Here is a 12,609-nt window from a genome sequence, read left to right as displayed (position 1 = left end):
GCCTAATTTTAGGGTCTATAATTTTAATTTTTTACTTTGTGGTAATAGTGATTCTTATCACTAAGACACTAGCTTATGGTGATTTTGTACGAAATATCGTATTAGAAAAATTGTTGAGTAAGGTGATCATAAAGTAATTAAAGCTTATAAAAGCTTGATTTCGTTGGAGTTCTATTATGGAAAGTGATGTTCCTAATACTGAAGATGCAGTAACCGCTGAGAAGCCTAAGCGTAAAGTTACTCGTGCTAAAAAAGAGGTGAGTCCTGAGACTGAGGCTCAAGTAGAGGCTAAGCCAAAGCGTACCCGTAGAACTAAAGCACAAATCGAGGCTGATAAAGCTGCCGCCGAGGCTGCAAAGGCTGCTGCTGTTCAAACTGATCTGTTAGCTCCTCAAGAAGAAGTCAAGGAAGAAAAGCCTAAGCGTACCCGTCGTACCAAAGCTCAAATTGAAGCTGATAAGGCCGCCGCAGAGGCAGCAGCAGCCGCTACCGCTGCTGGTGAGGCTGCCCCTCAAGAGGCTAGCGTAGAGGTTAAGCCAAAGCGCACCCGTCGTACCAAGGCTCAAATCGAAGCTGATAAGGCTGCCGCAGAGGCCGCAGCAGCAGCTGCTGCTACCGCCGCTGCTGAGCAAGCTGAGAGTGAGGAAGTTCAAGAGGCAGAGGCTCCTAAGGCTAAAAAGACTACTTCTCGCACTAAAAAGGCTGCTAGCACCAAGAGTGAAGAAGCTCCAAATACCACTAACGATGCTAACCTAGAACTCTTATTAAACCTTGCCCAGCAAGCTAAAGAGTCTGGTTCCATTGATGAAGCTACTTTCCAGGCTACCATCGCAGCATTGCAACAAAAAGCTGCTGCCCAAGCCCCAGCTCCAGCTGCCGCTACAGCACCAGCTCCAGCTGCTGCATCTGAGGTAGCTCCAGTAGAGGCTAGTGCTGACGATGACAATGTGGGCAACCATGCTGTAGAAGTTCAGGACAAGATTGATGATGATATTGGCAATCGTTTAGACAACAGTGCTAACGATGAAGATATCGACGACGATATTGGCAATAAGATTTCCGATTCTAATAGCTCTCAGAACTTTAATGAGGAAGATATTGGCAATAAGATTGCCGATGTTGAGCCAACTAACGCACAGGATGCTAATAGTGAGCTCCAAGCAGGCGCAGAGCCTAATGTAGCAAGCGATGCTAAAGAATCTGAGGCTAATGAGGGTAAGGCAAAAGATAAGAAGAATTGGAAAGAGCGTACTGCTTCTTTATCTCCTGCTGAGCGTTCAGAGCGCCGTGCTCGTGTCCTTGCAGAGCGTAAGGCTGCTGAGGCCCGTCGTGCCCGTGAAAAGGAAGAGCGTGATCGCTTCTTAAACTTCTTAGCTTTAGCTTTCCCTAAGGCTATTTTCGTAGATCGTGAACAACGTTTACCTCTAAAGGTAGGTATCGCTCAGGATATCTTAGAGCGTTTAGCTCCAATGGAGGCTCAGTACAAGTACTTTGATAAGCAGCGTTATAAGATCCTGCACAATTACTGTCACTCCTTACCTTACTTACAGAAGATCGCTGATGGCGTGCCTCGTGTTGACTTGGATGGTAATCATGCTGGTGATATTGAAGAAGATCACCGCACCAATGCCTTAGAGGAAATTGAGCGCATTCGCAAAGAAATTGCTGTTGCTACTGCTAAGGCTAAGAAGGCCAAGAAGGGCAAGCGCCCAATGCAAAAGGGTCGCAGACCTGGTCCAAACCCACGCTTTGCTCAGGGTCAGCGTCCAAGCTTTAATAAGGGCGAGGGTAGCTACCAAGGTCGTCCTAATAGCAACTACCAGAGCGGCGGCTATCAGAATCGCTACTCTTCTAATGGCTATCAAGGCAATAGCTATCAGGGTGGCAACAGCTACCAAGGCAATAGCTCTGGCTACCAAGGTGGTGGCAATAGCTATCGTTCTAACAGCTACCAAGGTGGCAGCTCATACCAGGGTAGCTCTAGTGGCTATCAGGGCAATAGCAGCTACCAAGGCGGTGGCAATAGCTCTGGTTACCAAGGTCGCTCTAGCGGTGGTTATCAGAATAGCTATCGTACTGGTGGCTCTGGCTATCAAAATCGCTATCAGCAAAACGGTTATCAGAACCGCTACCAGCAAAATGGTCAGGCTCCATCAAGCTCCCAAGAGGGCTCTTCTGAGAGCTCAGGACCAAAGGTTATGCGCCGTCGCGTCTTTAAGTTTAATCGTGATGAATAGAGCATAGTTTTGCTTTAGCTTAAAAAAAAGGGTCTGTAATTAACTTTACAGACCCTTTTTTTATCGCCTTCACTCACCTGGTTGCCAACCTGGTTGGCTGCCAGCTAGGCTACCTACAGGCGTGCTTGACCGCTTACCAGCATGTCCGCATGACTGCAAGCTATGCAGGCAGGGCAGGCTGCCATGCAGCCTGGCTGTCAGGCAGACAGGCAGCTAGGCTGAGTGCTTGGGAGGAGAGATAAAAAAAGAGCCTCATGTTTCATGAGGCTCAGTTTTAGTTAAGCTTATTATGAGCTTATTCGTATCTCTTAACAAACTTTCTGGTTGGGTACTTCTTAGTATCATCTTCGGTTACATAAGGCTTGCGCTTTTCAAAGCTGGTAGCCTTAAGGTCACCGTGGTCATAACCAACCTTACCATGTAAGTGTACTTGGTGATCTTCTGCATTGTAATCTGGCATGAAGTGATAGAGCTTACGTGCATCTTGCAAGAAGTACACAATAATTTGTACTTGTTGATCGGCAAGCTCAATTGCCTTATCTAAGTCCTTAGTTAGGTATAAGGTACGCATTACCATAGCGAACATACCGTATAAGGAGCCTTCCAGGAGATCTGCTACATAGTAATCACGGGTCTCATGAACCTTATTAAGTACTTCACAAACGGTTTGGAGTAAGAATACATAGTCAAGACGAGTCTTAGGACGCTCTTCTTCGGTTAAGAGGCGAATTACCAAATTAGTGAGGTAGTCTACTGACTTAGTATCGATGAGAGACTTCTTTTCCTCATCAGTTAAATCAATGGACATGGTCTTTTCATTGTCCATAAACTTAACAAAGGCCTCACGATCAAAATTAGGTAAATCATCCCATTCAAGATCGGCAGAGTGTACTGGAGTTACGTCTTTTAAGGCAGCGCCATCAGAACAGTTGAAGTAATTAAGCTTCTTGTCTTTCATGCCATAACGGACAATAACTTCCATATAACGAGCAGAAAGCTTGTATAAGTAGCTAGAGTAAACTTTGCCGCCAAAGTTACCATCAAGCTCGTAAGCTAAAGCTGAAATAGCATGGTTGCTGCCTTCTTGATCAAACTTCTTATAGAACAAGTTCTCATCAGGGTGAGTTTGCTTATCCTCACGCTTGGTACCATTATCTACACCAAATAAGTAGATATTTTCAAAACCAAAGCTAGTGGCAGCAGCAATACCTAAGTTACCAACTAATGGGTTCATAAGTGAAATAGCACTTACATTGATCCACTTGTTAAAGAACTTAGAGGCAGCTAACCAGTAGAAGGTTTCGTCAGCCTTACCAAAGAGAGCAGTGTGGGTAAAGTGTTTGATAACCTCAGGGTGTACTACGTCGCCTGCAACTAAAATACAGTCGTTAACAAACTCTTTATCAGGAATAATAGAAATATGCTCGGCAACTACACGTAAACGCTCAGTAGCACCATAGAAGGTTGGTTTAATACCAGCGTTATATAGTGTTTCTAAAGCAGTACCGCAGGCAAAGATAATGACTTTGTCCTGAATTTTACGTAAGAAAGGTAAGTCTTTGGATAAAGATGGGCCATTAGCTACGATCACAAATGGGGTCTTTTTCCAATTTTCTGGGAACTCAATATCTTTACGTACAAAGTGCACACCATTTTGTACATGGTTCATACCATGAGAGATAGCAAAAAGGTGATCATCAAGGAAGCCCAAAGTAGCATAGGAACGCTCATAGTCTTCAATAATACGATCTGCAATCTCATTAATAATTTGAGAGCGGTAGTGAACCATTGACCACATATAACAAGCTAACATACGTCCGTGACGGGTGTAGTAGTTATTGAGATCCTCGAACACTTCGTCCTTACTTTGACCTACCATTAAGTAAATACCACGATTATTCTCATGGAGGTAGGTTAATAAGTTGGCCCAGTCAAAGGCATGTAAAGAGGCAAAGAATAGGTCTAAGTTTGGCTCAATTAAAACTAAGTTACCTACATCAATACGCTCATAGAGGTGACCTAAGTGGTAACCTAAACCGCAGCCTACTACAATACAAATTGGGCAGGAGCCAGAAAGTAGTGGGTTTTGTACTTTAGGTAAGTGCTCGGCATTAAATTTAACCATCTCGTTAAGATAACGGTGGTGAATTTGACCGAATAACTCTTTATCAATACCGTAGTTGAGCTGTCTAAATGGGCTCTTTTCCAATACTAAGTCAACCTGAGCATTACAAAGTTCTACCGGATCAAATACTTTGTAGAAGAACTCACCACGCTCTGGGAAGTAAAGGTTAGGAATACCATTAGAAGTACAGATAAACTCCAAGCTTTCAGATGGCTTAAAGTCGACAAACTGCTCGTAAATTGAAGGCATGTATAGTTTGAAAGCTTCCATATTATTATTGAATCTTTCAATTAACATGGCTGTCATTTCTTGTTGCAGTTCGAGTAACTTTTGCACGTGCTCAGCAGCAACATCTTCTTGCATTTGAGTAACATGCATAGACATTTCATCTAAGTTACTTGGGTCAAAGCCTAATTCACGCTTAAACTCCTCTTCAACCTCAGAACGAGTTCTTAGTTGAGCTGAAATGGCCTCTGGAGCTGTATTTTCGTCCACTTTTTCCCAAGGCTTAATCTCTTCATCAAAATCAGAACTGTCGAATGATGAACTGGAATTTATCAAGGTATTTGACTCTGACATACCATTTCCCTTTAAAAATTTTTAAACCTTTCACAATATTACTGCCATAGGGCAGAGCCCTTATATAAGGCTCTCCCCTATGTCAGTTATTGCTATTGTGAAAATGAATGTTACTCAAAAGATTAACAAGCACATTGCTTGGCAAAACTCTTATGCAAGAATTGAGCTAGAAACATTAACTTGACGGCAAATTATTTTAAATCTTTATCAAAGAACACCAAAGAATGTGCGCCACTACGCATTGCTGCGCTCACCTGCTCGTCCGCAGTATCGTCGCAACAAATGCGCAACACCAATGCGCACTGCGGAGCATCGCTGTGCTGCTGCACATCTGCACAGCTGCGCTGTTGTGTTGCTGCATGCGGCGTATCGCTATGCTTAGCTGTATATGGCTTGCTTAGCTACAAGAGGCTTATCTGGCGCTAGATGAGGGAGAGAAACTTATAGTCACTACGCTCAGATTAAGGTGGTTTTTCAAGACAGCTTAAGAGTGCATAAAAAAGGCTTAGTAGCATTACTAAGCCTGTAAGTAATTAATACTTTCTAATTTTTTGGTAGGTTTGTTTGCAACGTGAGCCTTTCTTTAAACCACTTAACTCACGTCTTACCTTTTCATGCTCGGCAACTAAAAGATCACGCTGCTCAGCTGTAACTTCATATAAAGAATTGAGATATTCGTCTAAAACGGTGCGATCTTCAATTTTTTGTGAAAGCTCATATAGCTGTCTAAACAAAGCAACTTTTTCATTAGTAAGTTGTTCTGCTTTTTCTAGATCTTCGGCTTCTAAAGCATCGGAGATGGCGTCGTCGTTGTCATCAATGGCCTTAGCTAAATTTAAAAGCTCTTGGTTCATAAAATATCCTACACAGCACCGTCAATCAACTTCTTAGAAGGATCGTAATTGTGCTGGAAGTGATTGGCGTTGGAACGCATTTGGCTTTGGGCTTCTTTAATAGCTGATTGAGGAATATTATCCCAGGCCTCTTTAATTGGTAAGAAAGCTTTTAGCGCATCATCGATTGGTTGTGGGTCTAAATCAATGGTTGCATCAGCTAATTTAGCTAACATAAAGTCATAAATGAAAGCTAAGTTTTTAGCAATTTCAGGAGCATGTGTAGGATCTAAGGTGTCTTTTAAGTGCTGAATAATGGCACTTGCAGAGGCGAGCTTTTTAGCCTTTTCTTCCAAGTCGCCACGCTCAATTGCTCCTTTAGCTTGACCAAGACGCTCAAACACTCCCTGATAAAGTGCTTTAGTAATGGTGTAAGGATCTGCAACTTCAAGCTCAGCATTGACGGAGGCTTTACGGTACTCCTTCATCATGTCTTGCGGCTTAGTAATGAACATCTTCTATCAACTCCTGCACTAGGGCAAAGGCAAAAAACCAAAAATCGCTTAAAAGTATAATTTAGAATCTCTATTGTACTCTAAAGAAAGTATTAGATTACGTAATTTAGGCTATTTAATTATTATTAAGCGCATAAAATAAGGATCATTGTTTCATTAAGTAATGATCTATTTTTATTAAATAATTTTCTTAAGCAAAATCTATGCTTTTTTTCACATAGTGCTCAAAACTTATCACCAGCGCTCCATAACCTCTAATTTTTGCCCCTTAACTGTCCATATATCATCACTAGAAAAAGGGCCTAAGATTCAAGACCAAAGGCCTGTTTGCTGCGGAGCTAAAGAGGCTGCATCCTGTGGCCTTCGGCCACAGTCTAATAGCCTTAGGCTCATGGCCCATGGCCATGGCCATGAGCTATAGCCAAAAGCTTGGCTAATAACTTGCCATTGTCCTTGATATTGTAAAGTTTGCTTTATTGCGCCTCTTGTTAGTTAGTAATTGCTAAGAGCGTGTTTAACAAGACTCTGTCATCCTAATAGTTATCAAACATTATGACACGACAATTTAAAGTCCAGCTTGGGTTTGAGCCTTAATTATGGTCATGATTTTTTGCTAGCAGTGGGGTGCAGCTTTAGTTGAGGCTGTGATTTTAGGGATTGGGCAGGAGCCAAGATTGTAATGTGGGTAATGTTGACTTGGGGTTGGGTTGGGTGCTTGGCGTTGGGGGCTGTAGGATGGAAAAAATGTGGGGTGGCAAAAAAATTAAAGGCCCTAAGGCGGGCCCTTAATGAAAGTAAGAAATTTACAAAATTTTAGCCGCGGTTTTCTTGTAAAAAGAAAATTAAACGACGCTTGTGTTGTACACGGCGCATATTCTTAAACTGTAAACGACGACGCTTGGTGCGATGAATTTGGGAGCCACCTTTAGAAAAATGGGGACTACGTCTCATAAAAAAATCCTCAATTGCAATGGTTGCTAGTGCTAAAAATTGTTTTAACATCAAACATTCTATTTTTTAGCTAAAGGTACTTGGTTCAAATATAAGTACCAACTAAAAGTTGTGCAGCAACCGTCAGGCACATTAATTAATGTGCATGTTAGTGAAACTTCTTAGTTCTTGTAAACCATTATAGACCCATAAAGTTAAAAGTACCAATTATCAGCATTATGAAAAGGTAAAGTTTTAGATTTTTTCGTTAAATACTTTTAATCTAAAAAAAGAGCGCTAATTAATTTCTTAGTTAGCGCTCGTAAATTATTAGTTAAGTAAAGCTTGTTCAGTATCTTTATCAAAGAGATACATCTTCTTGAGGTCTATCTTGAGCGCCATCTTTTGACCCTCTTCTAGACCTGTAATAGGTGGCAACTTAGCACACAACTTGTACTTATCTACATTAATAAATAAGTAAACCTCAGAGCCGATAGGCTCAACTAAGTCAATTTCACAATTGAGATCAGCTGTGTCTTGCTCACCTGGGATGGTGCGACCTGCATAAATATGCTCTGGTCTAATACCCATAATCACGCTCTTACCAACGTAAGGGGCAAAGTCAGGCATCTGCTCACGATTTAAAATATCGAAGCTGTGCTTATCGTCCAATACGCACTTGTAGCCACTTGGGGAGCTCTCAGAGCGCTCAATAGTAACATCCATAAAGTTCATTTGAGGTGAGCCAATAAAGCCTGCTACGAACTTGGAGTTAGGGTGATCATAGAGAGCTTGTGGGCTATCAACCTGCATTACATCGCCGTCTTTCATTACCACAATACGATCGCCCATAGTCATAGCCTCAATCTGATCATGGGTTACGTAGATAAAGGTAGTACCTAAGCGCTTGTGAAGTTTGGAAATTTCAGAACGCATGGTAGTACGTAATTTAGCATCTAAGTTAGATAAAGGCTCATCTAACAAGAATACATCAGGATCACGCACCATGGCTCTACCTAAAGCTACACGCTGTCTTTGACCACCAGAGAGAGCCTTAGGCTTACGATCTAAGTAAGGAGTGATGCCTAAAATCTCAGCAGCATTACGAATGCGACGGTCAATTTCATCGGCAGGGGTTTTTCTTTGGATTAAGCCATAGGCCATGTTCTTGTACACACTCATGTGAGGGTAAAGAGCATAGTTTTGGAAAACCATAGCAATATTACGATCTTTTGGAGCAACGTCATTGACTAAACGATCGCCAATATATAGCTCGCCTGATGAAATATCCTCTAAACCTGCAATCATACGTAAGGTGGTTGATTTACCACAACCTGATGGGCCTACAAATACTACGAACTCTTTGTCCTTAATTTCCAGGTTAAAGTCTTTAACTACACGAATATCACCTGGATATACTTTAGCAATGTGCTTTAAAACGATACTTGCCATACTATGCTCTTAATATTAATTAATCGGTATTGATAAGCTGCTAGCTTAAAGCTAGCAGCTTTGAGGTTAAAGCGCTTATTTAACAGCTCCCACCATGCCTGCAACAAAGTATTTTTGCATTAGGAAGAAAATAGCGGCTGTAGGTAAAGTAGCGATCACAATGCCACACATAATCATGCCAAAGTCTGGAGTATAGGAAGAACCCATATTAGACAAGACTAAAGGCACAGTGCGCATTTCTGGTGTTTGTAAAGCTACTAAAGGCCATAAGAAGTTGTTCCAGCTGCCCATAAAAGTAATGATGGCTGCTGCTGCATAAGTAGGGCGCATTACAGGGAAATACATCTTAAAGAAGATGGCAATTTCACTTAATCCATCAATACGAGCAGCCTCTAGAATATCCTTAGGGAAGGCTTTGGTATTTTGTCTAAAAAGGAAGATTAAAAAGGCTGTGGCTACTAATGGCATTACTACAGCAAAGTAGGTGTCTAGACCTAACCATTTCCATGGGGCTAAAGGATTGCCATCATCGTCAAAGCCCATAGTGCCAAAAGATCCAAAGAGGCGGAATAAAGGAACCATTAAGGCACAAAATGGCACCATCATAGAAACTAATAAAATGCCAAAAACAATATCACGCTTTTTGGACTTAAAAATCTCAAAGCCATAACCTGCAGCAGAGGAGATTAATAAGGCAAAAAAAGTAGTAATGAGGGCAATAATAGCTGAGTTAAAAATAGCCTTAGTAAAACCAAGCTCTGGATTAAAGAGTTTAGTTAAATTATTGCCAAGCTCAGAGCCAATCATCATAGAGCCAGAGTTAATGGCCACATTAGAGTTAGTAGCTGCAATTAACATCCAGATAAATGGGAACAATGATATAAAGGCAGCAAAAGAAAGGACGCTGTAACGAATTACAGTCATTGCTGTATTGTAATGAGATTGCTTCATAAAAACCTCAACTAATCCTTATCACGAGCTAATCTAAATTGGATCATAGACAAGATCACAATTAGTAATACCACTACAAATGACACTGCACAGGCATAGCCAAAGTTAGGAGTGAACTTAAAGCACAGGTTATAAATGTACTGTGAAATAGTTACTGTTCCGTTAGCTGGACCACCTTGAGTAATATTTTGAACCTCATCAAAGAGCTGTAAGGTGCCAATAGTTGAGGTAATAGTAGTAAAGAGAATAATTGGTTTTAATAAAGGCACTGTAATAGTAAAGAACTTCTTAATAGGGCCTGCGCCATCAATGTCGGCAGCTTCATAAACAGATGGCTCAATATTTTGCAAACCAGCTAAATAGAAAACCATGTTGTAACCAATCCAACGCCAAGTAATAGAAATAATGATTAAGGCTTTGGCCCAGAAGGGATCAGTTACCCATAAAATAGGTTGATCAAAAATACCCCAGTCAATCATAACTGAGTTAAACATACCATGGTTAGCAAAAATTGCTTTCATGATAAGAGAGTAAGAAACTAAAGAGGTTACGCAAGGTAAGAAAATAGCAACTCTAAAAAAGCCTTTGAATTTAAGCTTTTTATCGTTAAGCATCACAGCAACAACCAAGGCAAAAAAGAGCATGACTGGTACTTGGATGATTAAATAGATAAAGGTATTAAAGAGCGCTTTTTTGAAAGTTGAGTCAACTAACATACGCTCATAATTGTATAGACCTGCAAAGCTAATATTATTGCCTGTACCCTTGTATAAGGACATGATAAATGCCTGAACCATAGGGTAGAAAACAAATTCGATAATTAAGATAGTAGCAAGTCCAACAAAGCACCAACCCCAGATGTCGTTGCGCTTTTCTAGAACGCCACGAGTGTATTTCAACTCAGTAATATTAGACATAAACCCTCCTCAATTGTTGCCCTACAAACACTAAATCGTGTTAGCTTAGGCATTGACTTAACTACAAGAATAGCATCACAAGCAAATAAATTCGGGGTTTAGTGTTAATTTTGTGAGCTAACACAAAACATTTTTGCGAACACACATAAAATGTTTACATTGGCTATTTAAGGCCATTACAACTGGTGCAATCGTTTATGGAAAAGCACATAAATTCAAAAAACGACATTACTAACTAAGATGTCTTGCTAATAGTACGTATTCTGTAGCACATACAAACAAGAGCACTTAGAGCTAATTGCTACTTAAATGGCTCCAAAAGCATAGGATGATGGTCATATGTATATATGATGAAAGGTGCGGTCGATCCTAAGGTGGAGTTAGGGAGCGGCATGAGCTGAGGTTCTGATTGCTGCTAGTAGCTGGAGCGACACTTGGTGCTGGCAGCTTAGGCGTGCAGCTGTGGTGGGCAGCTTGGCATGGCATGGCATGGCATGGCATGGCATGACTTGGCTAGCGGGAAAGATTTTGCGGGGGGTGGCTAGGCGATGCGATACGAGGCTAGGCTAGGCGAGGCTAGGCGAAGGGTGGTGGCGCTTAAAGAATAATGCCCAGGAGCTGGGGCTGCTGGGCATTATGAAATAAAAGTTAGAGATGCTTATTGGAGATTAGTTTGGGCTTCTTGTTGAGCCTCTAAGAGCACGGTTTGTAGATCGGCTCCTTGTAAGTATTTAGCTAAAGCATTTTGTACTGAGCTTTCAACTAAGCGGGTGTGAGTACCATAGTTAACTGGTGGTACTTGCTCGTTCCAATTAGTAAAGCGCATATAAACTAATTGCTTACCAAAGAAAGCATTTGGCTTTTGGTAATTTGGTAGTACATCAGTATGCTTCACGGCTGAAATAATGCCAATACGAGGAATAAGCTTGTTAATAAAATTGCGATCCTTACCAAAGGTCTCAGCTAAGAACTTGGCTGCCTCATCGGCTCGAGGAGAGGAGTTGTTAACAAACCACTGGGAGCCACCAACATTAGAAAATTGAGTGGCATTAGGGGTATTGAGCTTAGGAATAGGTAAGACACGCCAATCATTATATTGACTTAAAGTTGCTTCAATTGATGGTGTTAGCCAACAACCTGCTAGTACTGCTGCAACTTTACCTCTTTGGAAAGTACGTAAAAAGTCATCCCAACCATTATATTTAACAAGTAAACCACTGTAATTCATACGGCGGAAATGCTGCATACTTTCTTTGAGAGCTGCATTATTGGCAATAGTTACCTTACTTTCATCATTAATATCGGTATACCAAGCTTGTGCAGACTGCATCATGATACGAATTTCTTGTAAATCATTAATATCATAAGGCAAAAGAGGAATAGAGGTAGTAGCACGGACTTTACGACCCATTTGGATAAATTTATCCCAGGTTAAATCGTTAAAGTCCTCAATGGTATAGCCAGCTTCCTCAAAGAGATCCATACGTACAAAGAGAGCTGCTACGCCTGAGTCAAATGGAACGCCATAAATCTTGCCATCATTTGATGAAATTGAAACCTTAAAGTCTACAAAGTCATCTTTATTAATATAGGAGCTAAGATCTTTTAACAGATCTGGATGGTTAATAACATAATTGCGAGAGCTATAGTCTTCAATGAGAAAAATATCAGGCAATTGAGAGAAATCTTTAGTTGCAATAGCATCGTTAATGCGCTGTAAGATAACAGCCTTCTCAACATTATCCACTACGATATTAATATCAGGATGATTTTTTCTATAAACAGCAGCAGCATCTCTTACCGCTTTAATATTAAAGTTGGTGTCCCAGCACCATACTCGAATATCTGTGGCAGCTTGTACTGATAAAGCACTAAAAAGTACCATACCAGTGATAAATTGGGCAACTTTCTTAAATAGCATATCTTCTCCTTAGTGCCTTTATCATAAATTAGCGAGAATACCCCCGCCTACGCTGAAGCGAGGCGGGGGATGAATCGCATACATTACACATAAACTAATGATCGTCTGCCTAAGATTTTGCATTCCTTAGCAGGGAAATTTTTCTTGCC

At 41.1% G+C, this 12,609-nt stretch carries 9 protein-coding genes; 1 reads left to right on the top strand and 8 read right to left on the bottom strand.

Features of this window, described 5'->3' with window-relative positions; all coding sequences use genetic code 11:
* The first annotated feature begins 176 nt into the window (after nt 1–176).
* The gene (locus MXE38_RS06650) at nt 177–2,237 is read left to right on the top strand and encodes a ProQ/FinO family protein (RefSeq protein WP_246913378.1); all 2,061 of its coding nucleotides are present in this window, start codon (nt 177–179) and stop codon (nt 2,235–2,237) included.
* Between the two features lie 295 nt (nt 2,238–2,532).
* Here the strand turns inward: MXE38_RS06650 and MXE38_RS06645 are convergent, their stop codons facing one another.
* The 8 genes from MXE38_RS06645 to MXE38_RS06610 form a co-directional block, all read right to left on the bottom strand.
* On the bottom strand, nt 2,533–4,941 hold the full coding sequence (locus MXE38_RS06645; RefSeq protein WP_246913377.1) for a 6-hydroxymethylpterin diphosphokinase MptE-like protein: 2,409 nt from the start codon (nt 4,939–4,941) through the stop codon (nt 2,533–2,535).
* 533 nt (nt 4,942–5,474) lie between these two features.
* Entirely contained in the window at nt 5,475–5,795 is a 321-nt protein-coding gene (locus MXE38_RS06640) for a hypothetical protein (RefSeq protein WP_246913376.1), read from the bottom strand.
* Between the two features lie 8 nt (nt 5,796–5,803).
* Entirely contained in the window at nt 5,804–6,289 is a 486-nt protein-coding gene (fliS, locus tag MXE38_RS06635; protein ID WP_246913374.1) for a flagellar export chaperone FliS, read from the bottom strand.
* An 813-nt stretch (nt 6,290–7,102) separates the two neighbouring features.
* Nucleotides 7,103–7,240, bottom strand: coding sequence for a hypothetical protein (locus MXE38_RS06630; RefSeq protein ID WP_246913372.1), 138 nt, complete (start codon nt 7,238–7,240; stop codon nt 7,103–7,105).
* Nucleotides 7,241–7,549: 309 nt separating this feature from the next.
* Nucleotides 7,550–8,671, bottom strand: a complete 1,122-nt coding sequence (gene ugpC, locus MXE38_RS06625) for a sn-glycerol-3-phosphate ABC transporter ATP-binding protein UgpC (protein ID WP_246913370.1) — start codon at nt 8,669–8,671, stop codon at nt 7,550–7,552.
* A 75-nt stretch (nt 8,672–8,746) separates the two neighbouring features.
* On the bottom strand, nt 8,747–9,622 hold the full coding sequence (locus MXE38_RS06620; protein ID WP_246913369.1) for a carbohydrate ABC transporter permease: 876 nt from the start codon (nt 9,620–9,622) through the stop codon (nt 8,747–8,749).
* Between the two features lie 11 nt (nt 9,623–9,633).
* Nucleotides 9,634–10,539 (bottom strand): sugar ABC transporter permease, encoded by a 906-nt coding sequence (locus MXE38_RS06615; protein WP_246913367.1) that lies wholly within the window; start codon nt 10,537–10,539, stop codon nt 9,634–9,636.
* Nucleotides 10,540–11,197: 658 nt separating this feature from the next.
* Complete coding sequence (locus tag MXE38_RS06610) at nt 11,198–12,460, bottom strand: extracellular solute-binding protein (RefSeq protein WP_246913366.1); 1,263 nt, start codon at nt 12,458–12,460, stop codon at nt 11,198–11,200.
* Nucleotides 12,461–12,609: the final 149 nt, after the last annotated feature.

This window comes from Anaerobiospirillum sp. NML120448, assembly GCF_023050945.1.
Lineage (GTDB): Bacteria > Pseudomonadota > Gammaproteobacteria > Enterobacterales > Succinivibrionaceae > Anaerobiospirillum.
This window is presented reverse-complemented; position numbering and strand designations above follow the sequence as displayed.

Excerpts from the sequence above, each read along its gene's own strand:
- MXE38_RS06650 (WP_246913378.1), top strand. The coding sequence starts at position 177 with ATGGAAAGTGATGTTCCTAATACTGAAGATGCAGTAACCGCTGAGAAG.
- MXE38_RS06640 (WP_246913376.1), bottom strand. The coding sequence starts at position 5,795 with ATGAACCAAGAGCTTTTAAATTTAGCTAAGGCCATTGATGACAACGAC.
- MXE38_RS06630 (WP_246913372.1), bottom strand. The coding sequence starts at position 7,240 with ATGAGACGTAGTCCCCATTTTTCTAAAGGTGGCTCCCAAATTCATCGC.
- MXE38_RS06620 (WP_246913369.1), bottom strand. The coding sequence starts at position 9,622 with ATGAAGCAATCTCATTACAATACAGCAATGACTGTAATTCGTTACAGC.
- MXE38_RS06610 (WP_246913366.1), bottom strand. The coding sequence starts at position 12,460 with ATGCTATTTAAGAAAGTTGCCCAATTTATCACTGGTATGGTACTTTTT.
- MXE38_RS06615 (WP_246913367.1), bottom strand. The coding sequence starts at position 10,539 with ATGTCTAATATTACTGAGTTGAAATACACTCGTGGCGTTCTAGAAAAG.
- ugpC (WP_246913370.1), bottom strand. The coding sequence starts at position 8,671 with ATGGCAAGTATCGTTTTAAAGCACATTGCTAAAGTATATCCAGGTGAT.
- MXE38_RS06645 (WP_246913377.1), bottom strand. The coding sequence starts at position 4,941 with ATGTCAGAGTCAAATACCTTGATAAATTCCAGTTCATCATTCGACAGT.
- fliS (WP_246913374.1), bottom strand. The coding sequence starts at position 6,289 with ATGTTCATTACTAAGCCGCAAGACATGATGAAGGAGTACCGTAAAGCC.